This is a genomic window from Bellilinea caldifistulae (assembly GCF_001306055.1).
GTDB classification, from domain to species: Bacteria; Chloroflexota; Anaerolineae; order Anaerolineales; family Anaerolineaceae; genus Bellilinea; species Bellilinea caldifistulae.
Window position 1 is genome coordinate 1 of record NZ_LGHJ01000022.1, and the last position, 16,587, is coordinate 16,587.

Sequence of the window (16,587 nt, forward strand, 5' to 3'; positions counted from 1 at the left end):
ATGATCCTTTGCCGGTTTCTTCGAAACGCTGCTTTTCCATCCCGCTGATCTCCAAAGTGGTTTGGTTCGATTGTATTAAGGTTTTCCCCTTTTCGTCAATCCCAGTTGTTTGTTTTTCAACAATCTCCCGGGGAAACGTTTGACGATGCCCTCCATGCGCATTTCTTTTATTCGTTTGTGACCGGTGGGGAGTAAATCGCTCATAATTCACTTCCGATGAGTGGGGTGGCTTGGGTTATCTCAAGCCACCCCGTTTCAATCAAATTTTTATTGTTTAGGTCCGCTGAGCGGATCAATTGTCCCGTTCATGATGCCATCAATGGTTTCCTGAGCTTTGGCTTTGATGTCATCCGGAACGGGGACTTTATCGTTATAAACCAGTTTCAGTCCACCGTTTTTGAATGTCAGGGTGTAGGCTTTGCCGCCCAACACACCCGCCCGGACAGATTTAACCATGTCGCGAATGACAATCGTCCAATCAAAGACCTGAGTGGCAACAACGGTTTCTGGACCGACCGGTGTTTGTTCCCACTGGGTTCCGAACCAGTAAGCGCCTTTATCCTTGGCAACACCGATGGCGCCAACCACCGATTGGGAAGATCCGGTCAGCATATCGGCGCCGGCAGCAATGTGAGTTTCAGCAGCAGAAGCCATCAGGGATACATCCGAGAATGAGCCGGTGAATGTCACATTGACCTGAATGTCCGGCTTTGCGTTTTTAGCCCCGGCAACGAAACCATCCACAAACAACTTGGCATCACCAGCGTTCACCGGTCCGCAAACACCCAAAACACCGGTTTTACTCATGAGCGCTGCAATTGTACCGAGGACATAACCGCCTTCCTGAGATTCGGCCTGGTAGGCATAGACATTATTAATGCCCTGAGCCTGGAAAGTATCCAGTGAGGTACCCCACGCAAAGGCTGTTTCCGGGAAATCCGGTGCAATTTGGGACAGGGATGTGCCATATTGGGAACCATGGGCAATCACAAGGTCGTATCCCTGGGCAGCGTAGTCTCGAATGGCCGCAGCGGCATCGGGAACATTGAACATGCCTTCCGAGTAGGCAATTTCAAATTTGGATGGTCCGCCTTCCTCTTCCTGAACTTTCTTGAGGGCTTCGAAGAAGGATTGGCTGAAGGCAAGGTCGGTGATCGTGCTGGGCATGACCACGGCCACGCGGAACGGCTTTTCCTCCTGGGCTGGCTGAGTGGGCGCCGCTGGCTGAGCGCAGGCGCTCAACAACAAGGACACAAGGGCAACCAGCAGAGCAATCCGCACAACAAATTTTTTCATTTTGTACTCCTCCAAAAAAATAGGGAAATGGGTGAAAAATATACGCGGCAACAGCCTTTGTGTGAATAAGGGTAACTTTTGCGAGATCACCTCCTCTTTTAATTCAGAAAATTTCATTGGGTTAATTTTCACCGCGCTCGAAGGGTTTGGTAAGCGCCTGCGGCTGGCGGGCGCGTCTACCTGAAAACGTTAATGCAATGATTGTGAGAATGTACGGCATCATAACAGCAATATCAGATGGGATGTTGATCCCCTTTACCTGAACCCATAACTGTAAAGCATTTACAAAGCTGAACAATAATGCTCCGCCCATTACCCCCCATGGCCGCCACCCGCCAAAATAAACCAGTGCAACGGCGATGAAACCCATACCGCTGGTCATGTTCTCCTGAAACAAGTTGATCAAGGCAAGGGATAGAGATGCCCCAGCGATGCCCGCAAGGATGCCTCCAAGGCAGACGGTGGTGTAGCGTATGAGAGTGACATTGACACCCAGTGTGTCGGCTGCCTGAGGGTTTTGACCGACAGCGCGAACTTTCAAGCCAAAGGTGGTTTTATTCAATACGAAGTTAGCTAAAGGAACCAGCAGAAATGCACCATAAACCAGTAAATTATGATTGAAAAAGATATCCCCAAGATATGGGATTTGGCCCAATAACGGAATGCGGATGGGTTGAAAACCGCGAATTGACTCAACCCCCCCAAGGGTGACTTTGAATAGCAGTGTGGAAAGACCCAAACCAAACAAATTCAGGCCGATTCCACTGATTCCCTGTTCAGCCTGTAAAGTAACACTGACCACGGACATCAATAAACCCATTAAGAAACCGGCCACCGCTGCGCCTAATAAACCCCAAAAAAGGTTGCCGGTTTTCATCGCAATGTAAAAGCCAGTATATGCCCCCATCAGCATGATTCCATCCACCCCAAGATTGAGGACTCCAGATCTTTGGGCAAAAGTTTCGCCGATGGCGGCGTACAGATACGGTGTGGCTAATCGGATACCGGAATATAAGATGCCTAATAAGACGGGCAGGGTGAACAGTTCAGCCACGAGTTTCCCTCCTGCGGGCGCGGCGGCGAGCCCAGATTTCGCTGCTGACTACAAAAAGGACGACCAATCCTAAAATCACGGTGATAAGCGCTGAGGGTACCTGGGTAACCCGTTGCATGCGATCTGCACCGACAAGCAGCCCGCCGAAAAGAACCGATGCAGGTACGGCACCCAAAGGATGCAATTTGCCAAAGAGGGCCGCCACAATACCGGAAAAACCATACCCACCGGAAAGTCCTTCTATCATGCGGTGATGAACACCGGTGACCTCCACTCCTCCGGCTAAACCGGCAAATGCACCGCCGAGGATCAGAGAAAGCGCTTGATAAAACTGAACCGGAATACCGGCATAACGAGCCGCATCCGGGTTCAAACCAACTGCCCGGATGCGGTAACCAATCGTCGTGCGCCAGAGAAAGATGTATACCAGCACCGCCATGATCAAGGCCAGGATGGCGCCGCTGTGCAGTAATGTGCGCGGCATCAAGCGGGACAGCCAGGCTGCCTGGGGCAGCAAATCGGATTGGGCGATTTGAGTACCGCGTTCAATTTCAGCCGGGTCAATCATCGGGCCGCGTAACAAATAATTAGAAAGTTGCAACGCAATTGCGTTCATCATCACTGTGCTCAAGATCTCATTGACCCCCAACCGAGCCTTGAGAATGCCGGGAACGCCACCCCAAACCGCCCCGCTCAATGCTGCCATCAGCAGGGTGAGTGGCAAGAGGATGATGCGCGGCAAGTCTGAAAATCCAATCGAAAAGGCAGTTGCTGCCAGCGCGCCGACAATCAACTGCCCTTCGCCCCCGATGTTGATCACCCCCCCGCGAAAGGCGATGGTAACCCCCAACCCAACCAGAAGCAGGGGAGTTGCTTTGACAAGGGATTGAGTAAGTCCGGAGACATTGCCAAAAGCGCCTTGAAAGAGTGTTCCATACGCTTGCAGGGGGTTAACCCCTAAGGCGTAAATCATTGCTGCTCCGATGAGGAGAGCAACCGGCACGGCCAGAAGGGGGAGGAGCGCCTCAATGGTACGATTGAAAAGTCGAGAGTATTCAGTTTTGGATGGCATCGAGGGGATAACCCTTTCCTGAGGGCGGGTTAGAGGTGGAGAGATGTCATACAACCTTCATTAGAATTCAGTATAGCAAAAAACAATCCTACTTCCAAATTATATTTGTCACGAATTTTGAAATTTTAAGGTTTTTGTTCGAGAACATTTTTGAATAAATGGTCAATTTGGTTCTTGAAACGATCGAAATCTGTTTCGGTCAGCAGGGGTAGCAAGAATTCATCGCTGATCTGGTAGGGGGAAAGCAGGCGCTTGAGATATTTACGGAATAAAATCAATCCCAGTTCGATCCCATGAAACTGGATCATTTCCTCAAGATGAGCGTCTATCCAGATTTTGACCTCTCGGTGAGAAACTTCCTCGCGGTCTTTATAACTGAAAATCCATGGGTTGAATAAAGCCGCCCGTCCAATCATCACGCCGTCACAACGGGTATGAGCTTGTATTCGCTGAATATCTGTAACGGTTTGCACATCTCCATTGGCGATTACCGGAATGCGTAGCACGGATTTGATTTCTGCAATGGCATCCCAATCTGCCCGACCAGTATACCCCTGAGCCTTCGTGCGGCCATGAACGGCGATCAATTGAGCCCCGCAATCTTCAACAATCCTGGCAATCTCCAGATAGTTGCGGTTGTGGTCATCCCAGCCAAGCCTGATTTTTGCAGTTACCGGTACGGGTAAGTTCTTCACCAGATTTTGAATGATCGCCGCTACTTTGTGAGGTTGGGGCAATAAACCTGCACCTGCTCCACGGCCGGCAACATGATGAGCGGAGCATCCCATATTGAGATCAATAATATCGGGTTGAAAGGGGATCAATTGACGGGCAGCATCGAGAATGCGATCGGGATCATCATCGAAAATCTGAAAAACTACCGGTCGTTCAGACTCGTAGTAGGAAATTTTCTTGTGGACGCGCTGAATCCCGGATAGCACATCTATGGCATTAATGAACTCTGTGTAGGACATGGCTGAACCTGATTTTCGTACCAGCGAACGGAAAGGACGCTCCGAAAGACCATCCATCGGAGAAAGGATGAGATTACCAAAAACCGGTATGTTCCCGACAAAAAATGCTGTCTGAGAGTTCACTGTTTTACCCGGAATAAGCGAATTTTTTTCGTGATTTGTTGTATGATGGTGTGTGGAGGAAAGATTGTACCAAATTACGGAGCAATGTGTTGGTTGCGGGGTATGCAGAATGTGGTGTCCGGTTGGGGCAATTCAAGGCCGGAAGAAAAAACGCCACATTATTTTGCAAAATTGTAATTCGTGCGGGGCGTGTGGTCGAGTATGTGGTTTTGGAGCTGTTGTGGATAACTTGGGGAAACCTGCTGCCAGAATCGCCATGAGCAAATGGTTCAAACCCGGCTGGGATTACTTAAGATGTAATGGCTGCGGTGAATGTCGGAGGGTTTGCCCAATGAAGTGCATTGAAATGAATTTAATGGATGAAAGTCAGCATATCTATCCTTTTCTCGCCAGACCAACGTTGTGTATAGGCTGCCAGTTCTGCCTGAATCATTGTGAAGCTGGAGCGATCCATCCTCTTCAAATCTGATCTGAGGACGAAAGGTGTTAAAATCAGTGTAATGATTACGCAAGGATTTGACATGGATTTTCCCGCTTTGAGTGACTTTCATAATATTCTTGATATTTCCATTGTTCCATTTACATCTCGCGGGTCGAGGTTGAGTGTCGTAGCCGAAGAAAGGGGTATCAGCTTGCGATTGACCGACCGGTTGCGCTCGCAAGATATTGCTTCGAGAATCGGGCAAAATTTACCCGCTTTGATCGAAGAGATGAGCTTTTTAGATGGGGATGGAAATGCCCTGGAATACACCATTGAAACTTATCCGCATTGTCTGATTTTTGAAACCAGAATCGGCAAGTATTATCTGACGTTTGAGGATGGGGAAAATATCCTGATTGCGCCGCCTGCTGAACCTTGTGGGCTAAGCGGAAAAATCAACCTGAATGAGTTATCAACCGACCGGCGAGGTGGAATTGCTGTTGCCCAGGGGGAAGATCGCACCCGGCTGGTTTACTCAACCAATCGGAAGATACTCCAGCATCAAATAGAAAAATTACCCGGCTTTGGCTGGAAATTTAAATTGATTGTGGACGGCGGTAACTGCGGCGGTGTGTTATTGCATGTTTCGACCCGGCTGGGTGCAGCTCGATACGTCAATGATCCAAAGATTGTCCTCAACCGCTCGGCTCAATTCTGGCAGGATTGGTTTTCCCGAATCCCGAAGATTGGTGCACCGGATAATCATTATAAAACTGCCTGGTGTTTGTTACGCTCCGGGTTGGTTTCAACCCGATTTTACTTAAGCCGGGAAGTCCTGGTTTCTTCAAAAAAGCACTCGACGACAATCTGGCAATGGGACGCCTGTTTTTATGCCATGGCGTACCGTCACATTGATCGAAAGCTAGCCCAGGATCAATTACGGATATTTTTTGATCATCAATCTCCCAGTGGAATGATACCTGACGGTGTTTATGAGAGCGGTGTGATCCTCAAACGGGAACAAGCCACCGAGGTTGATTGGTCGCGCCCGCCACTTCTGGGTTGGACGATTTGGAAACTCTTTGAGCGAGATGGAGATGTTGAATTCCTCAATGAAATTTATGATGGTTTGTCTCGTTGGTTGAAGTGGTGGCTCGATTTATATGATCATGGCCTGAGCCTTACTTCCTCCACAAGTCATTCCCTTTTTGCGGAGGATATGGATGATCCGGTAATTTTGGAAGAGATGCCGGGCAACATTTCACCTGAGATGAGCGTTTTTCTTTATCTTCAACTGGACTGCATGGCAAAAATCTCCGACGCTGTGAACGAACCTGCGGATGCAGAATTTTGGAGATGCCAGGCTGAGCGGGTGCTGTCACAGGTGCGGAGTGAGGATGAAGCCGGAAAAGGCGGCCTTTTCTGGATGCAGCAACAAGGAAGGCCGGTCTGCGTGCCAACTCCGCTGAGTTTAATTGGGTTGTTGTGCGGGGATTGCGAAGCAGATGTTACGAAAAAAATGGTTGATCACTTATCTGATGAGGATGGAGTTTGGAAAAACTTTCCCCTGCCGACAATCCTCATTGAAAATGATGACTTGGAAAATCAGAAATTATGGCGCAGTCCCGAATGGATGGGTGTATTGTATCTGCTACTGGAAGGTTTGGAGCGGTGTAACCTGACGCATATCGGCAATCACCTCTGCCGGCAATTGCTGGAATTACTTAGACACCGTTTTTCCAATGGCCAAAAAATTACCCACGCCCCAATTTATGGTTGGGCTGCAGCGTTATATATCGAATTGGCAGTTCGGGCAGCTCAGGCTGATACTTCAGGGCTTACTTGATCTGACATTTGTGACAATCCAGTTGATCGCCGATTGGATCGGGCGTGGGAGTGAGCCGCAAATCGCTATAACCCGCTTCGATCATCCATCGGCATAGAATTGGTCCCCCGTGACGATCCAGACTGGGTCCACCGAAGCCCGGCGGTAAACCGGAATAACCCCTGAAATATCCATAATCACCAGTTAATTGTTCCTGGGCTGCTCTGGACAACTGCTGGTCTCCGATGGCAATGGCGTGAATATGAATTGGAGAACCGGGATAAAGTTCATCCAAATCTCTCAACCAGGCGGCAAATCCGGCAACACGCAAGGCGTGAATCAACAGCGGAATCTCATCCCAAAGGATTGTATAAGTTCCTTCCCTCATGACAGAGAGATCAACAGCACCGCCACCCGCATGGGTTCCAAAACTGGCATCCACCTGTTGAGTGTAAGACCCCTGGGTGATGGCATCCCCAAGAATATCAATTTCACCCTGATACAGCTGGGCAGCAGTGCGGAGCATGGAGTAGGTGCGCTGGTTCAGTAAAACTCCATTGAAGGTCAGAATGGTGTAATCCTCGTCGGGTTTCTGGCAGCCTGCTGGTTCAAGATTGTTAAGGGGAGTCAGAGTTTGTGATGGCAGGGTGGATTCGGTAGGGGATATCGTGGATGAGGGAATGGGCGTATCGGTGAAAAGGGTTGGGGACGGGCTGGAGTAGTTGGCCTCCAAAGATGATGCAGGCGATGATAGCGCCGGGGCGGGGTTTGAACAACCTGACAGAAAAATCAGGATAAATTGAATAAAACAGGAAATTCGAGTTGGTCTGGAAGACATCATAAAGGGGTGGATCTGGAATTTTGTTGATTAATCTGATTAATCAAAAAGCGCAGAGCAATCTGTTGGATCCACTCCGCGCCCGTCATGAATAAATAGGAAAATTCGATGAATTATCCGCCGGTAGCAATCTGGTCGTCCAGCAGAATTTCGATTGTTTCCTCGTCCAAATTTAATACAATCGGAAGTACAGGCGTGGATGGGGTCGGAATGGTATCGTCAGTGTTTCGAATATCATTTTCATTGTCAGGATTCATGGCTTACCTCCGTACATTTTGATTATTCATCCTAACAGCCTTAAGAGCAGGAGTCAAGGATGTTTGTCAGCGCAATTTTTGAAGGATTTTACGCGCCTGGATAATCTGGTTTTTAACCGAGGTGGAAGAAGTTCCTCCAAATTGAGCGCGCCGTTCAACGGCGTGACGAGGATCAAGCAATTCGGCAAATTGATCTGGAAGGCTTTCGTGGATTTTTCCAAGTTGTTCTGCGGAAGCCTGCAAGAGGGTAATTCCCTGATTGGCACAATCCCTGATTAGTTCGCCTACAAGGCGGTGTGCTTTTCGGAAGGGAATGCCCTGCATGACCAGAAAGTCGGCGATTTCGGTTGCCAGCAGAGCAGGGTCAAGACTGGCAGAGAGATTCTGGGGGATCACCTTCAGATTTTGAAGTATGCCGGAGATGACCGGTAAGATCAGGCTGAGGTGATCAAAAGCACTGAAGACTGCCGGTTTGTCTTCCTGCAGGTCTTTATCATAAGCGGATGGCAAGTTCTTAAGCACACTCAAAAATCCGGTCAATTGTCCGATGGTTACGCCGGCTTTGGCGCGGGTCAGTTCCAGCATGTCGGGGTTTTTCTTTTGAGGCATGATGGATGAACCGGTAGTATAGGCATCGGGCAATTCCACAAAACCAAATTCGGTTGTGGAGAATAAAATGAGTGCTTCGGCGAGGCGTGAAAGATGAACGGTGAGGAGGGATGCAAAGAACAGAAAAGAAGCAGCCGCATCCCGGCTGGAAACGGCATCAATGCTGTTGGGAAAAGGCGCATTAAAACCCAATTTTTTAGCCAGACGAAAACGGTTGATCGGATAAGGACATCCGGCTAAGGCAGAAGACCCCAGCGGGCAGAAGTTGGCTTGTTGCAGCAGAAAGTCCAGATACTGCCGGTCGCGTTGGAGTGGATAAAAATGAGAAAGCCACCAGTGGGAGAGAAGGATTGGCTGGGCACGCTGTAAATGCGTGTAGCCAGAGACGATCAATCCCAAATCCAACTCGGCTCGATCAATCAGGGCTTTTTGCACATCTTGAATGGCTGTATCGAGAAAACTGCCAGATTCGCGCAGCCAGAGGTAAAAGTCGGTCATGACCTGGTCATTGCGGCTTCGTCCGGTGTGAAGCTTACCTGCCGGCTCACCAATCAGTTCAAACAGCCGGCGTTCGATGGCGGTGTGGACATCCTCATCGTCGGGTTGAATCTGAAAAGTATGGTTTTGAATCTCGGTTGTAATTTGCTGCAACCCGCTTTGAATTTGTTGGAGTTCTTCAGCGGACAAAATGTCGATTTCAGCCAGTTCTTCGGCCCACACAGCGGATGCTCTCACATCAAAGGGGGCCAGCCGCCAGTCGAACGCAATGGATGCGTTCAACCGGGCGGCAAGCGAGTCGGTTTGAGAAGAGAAGCGTCCTCCCCACAATTTGGTCACGATCAACTCCTGAATTAATCTCGTTTGAATTTGGTGTAATCGGGCTGGTCGTACTGAGCGGGTTGCTTTTTGTGAATTTTGCGCAGTGCCTGAACCTTCATGGGCAGCCCAAATAGCGTGATAAATCCCTGCGCATCTTTTTGATTATATACATCATCTTGCCCAAAGGTTGCAAAGTCTTCCCGGTATAAACTTTCCGGACTCGTGCGCCCGGCAACGATGATATTGCCCTTGTACAATTTGAGTTTTACCGTTCCGGTTACTGTTTCCTGCGTCTTGTTGATAAATTCATCCAGGGCTTCACGCAAGGGGGTAAACCACTGTCCGTTATAGACTAATTCTGCATAGCGGTGGGCTATGATTTCTTTGAAGTGGAGTGTGTCCCGATCAAGACACAGCCCTTCCAGTTCCTGATGGGCTGCTAAAAGGATTGTGCCGCCGGGGGTCTCATATACGCCATGCGATTTCATGCCCACCAACCGGTTTTCTACCAGATCCACCCTGCCGATAGCGTGTTTCCCGCCAATTTCATTCAGGGCAACAATCAGTTCGTGAATGGGCATCTTGTTACCATTCAACCGGCTTGGGATTCCTTTTTCAAAATCGAGAGTGATTGTTTCAGGTTGATCGGGTGCATTCAGCGGAGAGTTGCTCATCTGGTACATGCTTTCTTCCGGCTCGTTCCAGGGGTCTTCGAGCAACCCACCCTCATGGGATAAGTGCCATAGATTTTTATCTCGGCTGTAAATGGATTTGAGGGTGGATGAAACCGGGATGTTGTGGGATTGCGCATAAGCCAGTGCGTCTTCGCGAGAGCGAATGTTCCATTCTCGCCACGGCGCAATCACTTTCAGGCGGGGGTCAAGCGCCATGGCGGTCAGCTCGAAACGCACTTGATCATTACCCTTGCCGGTGCAGCCATGAGCGATGGCATCAGCTCCTTCTTTGTGGGCAGTTTTCACCAGATGATAGGCGATCAACGGGCGTGCGATGGATGTCCCCAGCAGGTATTTTCGCTCGTAAATTGCACCAGATTTCAAAAGCGGCATCAAATAGTCGCGGGCAAATTCTTCTTTGAGATCCTCGATGTAGATTTTGCTTGCCCCGCTGGCTTTGGCTTTGGCAGGTAAACCGGAAAGTTCTTCCCCCTGACCGATATCCGCAGTGTAGCAGACCACCTCACAACCATAGTTTTCAATCAGCCATGGAACAATTACTGAGGTGTCCAACCCCCCCGAATAAGCCAGCACCACTTTTTTGATTTTTGATTTTCCATTCTTTTTCATGTTTTATTCTCCTTTACCTTTGGATTTATTTTTGGAATAAAAAATGCCCTCCACGGTTTGGAGGGCATTGGATTACAGAATGATGATTCGGTGTGATCTCTTACTGAATAACCCCAAAAGCGCCAACCATCCCGTGGAAGAAGGGATCGGTTAGCGGACGACGGAAGCGGAGTTCGGAAGAGATAGAGATCATTTCAGGAAACCCATTTGTTGTGCATGATGATACGCAAGTTTGACTAATTTGTCAATAATCAATTTTGCAAGTTTTCCAGAGTTCGCCGATGCAATTGGGAAAGGATGGTATTCATGATTCCGCCGTTCAGATAGTACTGAATTTCTTTGGGCGTATCCAGCCGGACAATTGCCGGAAAGGTGACAATTTTCGCGCCTGAGCGGGCTTCCACAATGACCTCTTTTCCGGGATACAATTCCGGCCCAATACCTTTGATGGCGAAGATTTCATCCCCTTTCAGACCGAGGGCCTGGGCATTTTGACCGTTTTTAAATTGGAGCGGGAGCACGCCCATGCCTGCCAGATTGGAACGGTGGATGCGCTCAAAGGACTCGGCAATGACGGCTTTAACTCCTAATAATAATACCCCTTTAGCAGCCCAATCCCGGCTGGAACCCGTGCCATATTCTTTTCCAGCCAGAATGATTAGCGGGACGCCTTCAGATTGGTAACGCATGGCTGCATCGTAAATGGTCATTTGTTCACCGCTGGGAAAGTGGCGGGTAAACCCACCTTCGACACCGGGTACCAGCTGATTTTTCAGGCGTATGTTGGCGAAAGTTCCGCGTGTCATCACCCGGTCATTGCCGCGCCTGGAACCATAGGAGTTAAACTCGGAGGGTGGCACGCCTTTGCTGATCAGATACTGTCCAGCCGGACTGTTGACGGCGATACTCCCTGCCGGCGAGATGTGATCGGTGGTGATTGAATCACCAAGCAGAGCCAGCACTCGTGCGTTGAGGATGTCCTCGCCTCCGGAAGGTTGAATGTTGAAGAAAGGTGGTTCCTGCAAATAGGTCGAGTTTTCGTCCCACTGGTAGAGCAAATCTTCACCGCTTTGAATCTGGTTCCATAGCTCGCTCATCTGGAAGATGGCGGCATAGGCATCGGTAAACATTTCAGGGCGGATATGGCGGTGAATGTGTTCTTCCACTTCCTGAGAGGAAGGCCAGATGTCTTTCAGGAAAACTGGCTGGCCGTCTTTGCCTGTGCCGAGTGGTTCGTTCAGCAAATCAATATCTACGCTTCCGGCTAATGCATATGCCACGACCAGGGGGGGAGAAGCTAAAAAGTTGGCGCGGGTGTGAGGACTGATGCGACCTTCAAAATTGCGATTGCCGGATAAGACCGCACCCACTACCAGATTGTTCTCTTTAATGGCTTGCACGATGGGTTCGGGTAGGGGACCGGCGTTTCCGATGCAGGTGGTGCAGCCATAACCGACCAGATAGAATCCCAAGGCTTCCAGGTCATCCATTAAACCGGCGTCTTTAAGATAATCTGTAACCACGCGTGAACCGGGCGCCAGGGAGGTTTTGACGTAGGGTTTGACTTTCAGCCCCTTTTCAACTGCCTTTTTGGCAAGCAAACCGGCACTCATCATCACGAATGGATTGGAAGTGTTGGTGCAGGAAGTAATTGCGGCTATGACCACTGACCCATGTTTCAACTCACTGGTTTTTCCGTTGCTTGGGATAACTGCACTTCTCCCAAGTTCTTCGGGCGGAATACCAAACCCATTTTCAGTCTTGGGTGCGGTGAGCGAACGCTGAAAAACGCTGCGGACTTCAGACAAAGGGATACGGTCCTGCGGGCGGCGTGGACCCGCCACGGATGGCTCAATCGCCGAGAGGTCTACTTCCAGCACATAGGTATATTCCGGGTCAGGAGTTGAGGATGTGCGGAAGAGCATTTGGGCCTGATAGTAGGCTTCAACCAGTTCCACCAACGATTCAGGCCGGTTGGTTAATCTCAGGTAGTCCAGGGTGTGATGATCCACAGGGAAATAAAGGATGGTCGCACCGCTTTCCGGAGCCATATTGGCAATCATTGCCCGGTCAGCAAGGGCGAGATGATCCAGGCCCGGGCCGAAAAATTCCACAAATTTATCCACAACCCCTAATTTTCTTAAGGATTGGATGATAAAGAGGGTCAGGTCGGTTGGGGTTACACCCTCGCGCAACTTGCCACTGAGGCGGACGCCAATCACATCTGGTGCGACAATTTCAATTGGCTCGCCCAGCATGGCGGCGACGGCTTCAATGCCGCCGACTCCCCAGCCAACCACGCCCAATCCGTTGATCATGGTCGTGTGAGAGTCGGTACCCACCAGTGTATCCGGGAAGACGATGGTGGAACCTTCTTCTTCGCGGGTCAGGACGACGGTGGCCAGATATTCCAGATTGACCTGATGAACGATACCGGAGGCTGGCGGGACTATACGAAGATTCTTAAAGGCTTTTTGCGCCCAATGAAGAAATTCATACCTTTCGCGGTTGCGCTGAAATTCCAGCTCGGCATTCAGCCGGTAAGCATCAGGATTGGCGTAGTAATCAACCTGAATTGAATGATCAATGACCAGGTCAACCTGGACAACCGGGTTAACTTTCCGAGGATCATCTTTCATTCTCGCAAGGGCGGAGCGCATTGCCGCCAAATCGTTAATGACCGGAACACCGGTAAAGTCCTGAAGCACCACCCGGCCGGGAAAAATGGGGATGGTGGGCCGGTTTTCTTGTCTGGGCTGCCAATTTAGTAAATTTTGTAAGTCCGCGGAAGTGGCTTCACCGGTTTGCTGCTTGCGGAGAACCCCTTCTAACAAAATTCGAATTGAAAAGGGAAGGCGGTTTAAATTTTCAATGGTTGCGCCGGGAACATTCAGCAAAGGGAAGAAAAAATATTCTTTATCAATTACTTTCAGGATTGCGCGGCTGAAATGATCAATGGTCATGGCTGCCCTCTCTTGGCGAATGAATTGGATAATGTGGGATTATAATCTCAACATTTTTGGACTTCAAGTTTTTTTCGATAAATCCTTTTCGCGGCGGGATTATAATTTTGATGATGAATAAATCATCCGATTCGCAAATTCGCACCAGCAGTGATGCCGATTTAGCCTTTGCAGTGGTTGTGTTGGCGTCCTTTTTTGCGACCTTCAGTTCAATGAAGGCTGCAACACCGCTTGAAATCATCCTGATGATTGTGTTGGGCACCACCTATTTGACAATTGGAATTTATGGTTTCGCATTTTGTGCGAAATCGCAAAATTTGTTGTTGAGCATTGGCTATTTTATCGTTCAGATTTTACTGGGAGCCTGGATTGTGTATTTGGGGCGAGGTGCGGGTTTTAATGCCATGGTTTTGTTGCCGCTTGCCGGTCATGCGGTAATATTACTTCCACAGAGAATCAGTTATTTTGCCCAATTTTCTATCTTGCTGGCTTATGTTGGGGCGGTTTACGCATTTGCGGATAATTTACAAGCAGTTTGGGAAGGATTACCGATCTTTTTTGCCGGGTTAGTGTTCATTGTCGTATTTACTCAAATGGCTTTGAACGAAGAGGCTTCCCGTCGTGAAGTGGAACGCCTGGTGGGGGAGTTGACACAGGCAAACCAGCAACTGCGCGATTATGCGGCGCAGATCGAAGATCTGGCCATTATCAAAGAACGCAATCGGCTGGCGCGCGAAATTCACGATGGGCTGGGGCACTACCTCACCAGTATTCACATGCAGATCAAAGCAGCCAATGCACTGATGATAAATGATCCGCAAAAATCGGCTGAGCATCTACAAAAAGCGATCTCTCTCACGCAGGAAGCCCTTTCGGATGTTCGTCAATCGGTTGGAACCCTGCGCAGTCAACCCTATCAGGATATTCCCCTTGAGAAGATCATCCCGCAATTGCTCGAAAGCGCAAAATCCTTTGGCATTGAACCTGAACTTCAGGTGATTGGGGTGGGGCGCGAATTGAACGCTACAACTTATTGGACTCTTTACCGGGCAGTTCAGGAGGGGATTTCCAACGCCTGTAAGCATTCCAAAGCCCGGAATTTATCCGTATGTCTGGATTATTCTTCCCCGGAGTGGGTCGTTTTGACTCTTCAGGATGACGGTGTGGGAGTTGATGAATTGAAAGAAGGTTTTGGTTTGATGGGGTTAAGGGAACGTGTTCAAATTGTGGGTGGATATTTTCAGCTTTTAGAAAACCCTTCAAAGGGATTTGGTTTTAGAATCAAGGTGCCAGCATGAATCCAAAGATAAAAATACTTCTGGTGGACGATCAGGCCCTTTTTCGAGAAGGGCTAAGGACATTGCTGGATTTGCAGCCTGATTTTGAGGTGGTGGGGGAGGCATCTCAAGGTGAAGAAGCCTTGCGCATGGCAGTCAATCTGAGCCCAAATGTGATTTTGATGGATTTAAGAATGCCGGTCATGGATGGAGTGACTGCCACAAGGCGTATCAAAGACAGTTTACCGCAGTGCAAGGTTATTGTGCTGACAACCTTTGACGACGACGAAGATGTTTTTGAAGGATTGCGTGCGGGTGCGGTGGGTTATTTGCTGAAAGATGTCTCGTCTGAAAAATTGTATGAGGCGATTCGCTCGGCGGCGCGTGGAGAATATTTTTTACTGCCATCCATTACTGCCAAAGTCATGGCTGAGTTTTCCCGCTTATCAAGGCCGGCAAGAACTTCTCTCGATGAAATTGGGGTTAAATTATCCTCACGGGAATTGGAAGTGCTGAGGCTGGTTGCTCAGGGTGCCAGTAATAAGGAGATTGCTGACACACTGGTAATAGCGGAAGGAACGGTCAAAAATCACTTGACGAACATCCTTGCAAAACTGGATGCACGCGATCGAATGCAGGCGGTCTTAAGAGCCCGTGAGTTGGGGTTGATTTGACCGATTTGGAATGTGACCACAAATATGACTTGTGCTGGATGTGCATTCAGATGGTGAGAGGTATGATTGGAAAAATTCCAGGAGGAAATTGTGAGTGAGATGCCGCCAATTCGGACAAATCCTCGAAGGGAATTTCCTTACATTCTTGGGATAGGGTTCATCTCAGTAGGTTTAGCCATCTTTTTAGAACAATTCTTGAAAACCGGCTGGTTGGTTCTGGTCATTTTACCCATAAGCGGCGCCGTATTTCTGGTAGAGGCTAACCGGACAAAAAAATTGGGCTTATTAATTGCGGGTGGTTTGATTTTTGGAGCAGGGGTTGGAGGATTTCTGTTTTTCAGTTCCTCACTGTCGCTCAGCCTTGAACAACGGGTTGGCTGGTTGATTCTGGCTTTTTCGGCTGGTTGGGCATTAATCACCGCTGGTTCGGGATGGGTGACTTCGAAACGGGTTTGGTGGCCCATGATTCCCGGCGGGATTTTGTTCTTCGTTGGATTGTGTTTTTTAATCACACCCTTACGTGTGGTTGATTTTGTACTTTTCGTTGTAGGCGGGGTTGGTCTTGTCTTGTTGACGTGGGGTGTGTTCTGGCGTATTTTTGGTTTGATTATACCGGGCAGTTTGCTCGTTGCCATTGGACCGGGAATTTATTTTGCATGGGGTACAGACATGGCTGTTAATGCCTTATCTAAAACGGGGATGATGATTGCGATCTTTGCGCTGGGTTGGGGGTTAATCATTCTTTTCTCCCGCGTAGTGACCACCAAGTTCATCTGGTGGCCATTAATCCCTGGGGGCGTGATGGCGGTTGTCGGTTGGGGATTGTACATTGGCGGTGATCCAGGTAATGCCCCATCTTTTATTGCTAACACGGGTTCCATTGGCTTGATCATTTTTGGTTTGTATCTTCTTCTGCTTAGAAAAGGTATTCATCATTAACTTCGATATCTTTATTCTCCAGGGATGTTTTTTCATTGGTAAAAGGGGATAGTTCAAAATTAGGCGTAAAAAATTTACGCCTGTTCAATCCTTCTAATGTTTGATAAGATTGAAGGTCGGATAATTTTATGGGTTTGAAAGG

At 48.9% G+C, this 16,587-nt stretch carries 15 protein-coding genes; 5 read left to right on the forward strand and 10 right to left on the reverse strand.

Going from position 1 to position 16,587, the window contains the following annotated elements:
* From AC812_RS18050 to AC812_RS15290, 5 genes are all read right to left on the reverse strand, one after another.
* Positions 1–211 (reverse strand): hypothetical protein (locus tag AC812_RS18050; protein WP_211261496.1); only part of this gene is annotated, 211 nt, incomplete at its 3' end.
* Between the two features lie 56 nt (positions 212–267).
* A complete protein-coding gene (locus AC812_RS15275; RefSeq protein WP_061917127.1) occupies positions 268–1,296 on the reverse strand; it encodes a BMP family protein in 1,029 nt (342 codons plus the stop codon).
* A 121-nt stretch (positions 1,297–1,417) separates the two neighbouring features.
* On the reverse strand, positions 1,418–2,350 hold the full coding sequence (locus AC812_RS15280) for an ABC transporter permease (RefSeq protein WP_061917118.1): 933 nt from the start codon (positions 2,348–2,350) through the stop codon (positions 1,418–1,420).
* Entirely contained in the window at positions 2,343–3,422 is a 1,080-nt protein-coding gene (locus AC812_RS15285) for an ABC transporter permease (RefSeq protein ID WP_061917115.1), read from the reverse strand. The genes AC812_RS15280 and AC812_RS15285 overlap by 8 nt, the downstream gene beginning before the upstream one ends.
* A 125-nt stretch (positions 3,423–3,547) precedes the next feature.
* Complete coding sequence (locus AC812_RS15290) at positions 3,548–4,519, reverse strand: tRNA dihydrouridine synthase (protein WP_061917112.1); 972 nt, start codon at positions 4,517–4,519, stop codon at positions 3,548–3,550.
* Between the two features lie 52 nt (positions 4,520–4,571).
* Here AC812_RS15290 and AC812_RS18480 point away from each other — a divergent pair, with 52 nt between their 5' ends.
* Complete coding sequence (locus AC812_RS18480) at positions 4,572–4,988, forward strand: 4Fe-4S binding protein (protein WP_114676109.1); 417 nt, start codon at positions 4,572–4,574, stop codon at positions 4,986–4,988.
* Between the two features lie 52 nt (positions 4,989–5,040).
* A complete protein-coding gene (locus tag AC812_RS15295; protein ID WP_061917110.1) occupies positions 5,041–6,786 on the forward strand; it encodes an MGH1-like glycoside hydrolase domain-containing protein in 1,746 nt (581 codons plus the stop codon).
* On the opposite strand, the gene AC812_RS15300 is transcribed toward AC812_RS15295, so the two are convergent.
* From AC812_RS15300 to acnA, 5 genes are all read right to left on the reverse strand, one after another.
* Entirely contained in the window at positions 6,779–7,498 is a 720-nt protein-coding gene (locus AC812_RS15300; protein WP_145962567.1) for a hypothetical protein, read from the reverse strand. The two genes, AC812_RS15295 and AC812_RS15300, sit on opposite strands and share 8 nt — an antisense overlap.
* Positions 7,499–7,716: 218 nt before the next feature.
* On the reverse strand, positions 7,717–7,860 hold the full coding sequence (locus tag AC812_RS17720) for a hypothetical protein (RefSeq protein ID WP_157235489.1): 144 nt from the start codon (positions 7,858–7,860) through the stop codon (positions 7,717–7,719).
* 66 nt (positions 7,861–7,926) lie between these two features.
* On the reverse strand, positions 7,927–9,306 hold the full coding sequence (gene argH, locus AC812_RS15305; protein WP_236839261.1) for an argininosuccinate lyase: 1,380 nt from the start codon (positions 9,304–9,306) through the stop codon (positions 7,927–7,929).
* Between the two features lie 14 nt (positions 9,307–9,320).
* Positions 9,321–10,592, reverse strand: a complete 1,272-nt coding sequence (locus tag AC812_RS15310; protein ID WP_061917102.1) for an argininosuccinate synthase — start codon at positions 10,590–10,592, stop codon at positions 9,321–9,323.
* A gap of 251 nt (positions 10,593–10,843) precedes the next feature.
* Positions 10,844–13,555 carry an aconitate hydratase AcnA gene (gene acnA / locus AC812_RS15315; protein WP_061917099.1) on the reverse strand — a complete coding sequence of 904 codons (2,712 nt, stop codon included), beginning with the start codon at positions 13,553–13,555 and terminating at the stop codon, positions 10,844–10,846.
* A 110-nt stretch (positions 13,556–13,665) separates the two neighbouring features.
* On the opposite strand from acnA, the gene AC812_RS15320 reads away from it, so the two are divergent.
* The 3 genes from AC812_RS15320 (at position 13,666) to AC812_RS15330 (ending at position 16,445) form a co-directional block, all read left to right on the forward strand.
* Positions 13,666–14,853, forward strand: a complete 1,188-nt coding sequence (locus tag AC812_RS15320) for a sensor histidine kinase (RefSeq protein ID WP_061917097.1) — start codon at positions 13,666–13,668, stop codon at positions 14,851–14,853.
* Positions 14,850–15,506, forward strand: coding sequence for a response regulator (locus AC812_RS15325; RefSeq protein ID WP_061917094.1), 657 nt, complete (start codon positions 14,850–14,852; stop codon positions 15,504–15,506). Before AC812_RS15320 ends, AC812_RS15325 begins: the two co-directional genes overlap by 4 nt.
* 99 nt (positions 15,507–15,605) lie before the next feature.
* Positions 15,606–16,445: a hypothetical protein gene (locus AC812_RS15330; protein ID WP_145962566.1), complete on the forward strand. Its 840-nt coding sequence runs from the start codon at positions 15,606–15,608 to the stop codon at positions 16,443–16,445.
* Positions 16,446–16,587: the final 142 nt, after the last annotated feature.

What these genes read in the sequence shown, in the direction of transcription:
- AC812_RS15275 (WP_061917127.1), bottom strand. Translation starts at nt 1,296, where the DNA reads ATGAAAAAATTTGTTGTGCGGATTGCTCTGCTGGTTGCCCTTGTGTCC.
- AC812_RS15285 (WP_061917115.1), bottom strand. Translation starts at nt 3,422, where the DNA reads ATGCCATCCAAAACTGAATACTCTCGACTTTTCAATCGTACCATTGAG.
- AC812_RS15295 (WP_061917110.1), top strand. Translation starts at nt 5,041, where the DNA reads ATGGATTTTCCCGCTTTGAGTGACTTTCATAATATTCTTGATATTTCC.
- AC812_RS17720 (WP_157235489.1), bottom strand. Translation starts at nt 7,860, where the DNA reads ATGAATCCTGACAATGAAAATGATATTCGAAACACTGACGATACCATT.
- AC812_RS15310 (WP_061917102.1), bottom strand. Translation starts at nt 10,592, where the DNA reads ATGAAAAAGAATGGAAAATCAAAAATCAAAAAAGTGGTGCTGGCTTAT.
- acnA (WP_061917099.1), bottom strand. Translation starts at nt 13,555, where the DNA reads ATGACCATTGATCATTTCAGCCGCGCAATCCTGAAAGTAATTGATAAA.
- AC812_RS15320 (WP_061917097.1), top strand. Translation starts at nt 13,666, where the DNA reads ATGATGAATAAATCATCCGATTCGCAAATTCGCACCAGCAGTGATGCC.
- AC812_RS15325 (WP_061917094.1), top strand. Translation starts at nt 14,850, where the DNA reads ATGAATCCAAAGATAAAAATACTTCTGGTGGACGATCAGGCCCTTTTT.
- AC812_RS15330 (WP_145962566.1), top strand. Translation starts at nt 15,606, where the DNA reads ATGCCGCCAATTCGGACAAATCCTCGAAGGGAATTTCCTTACATTCTT.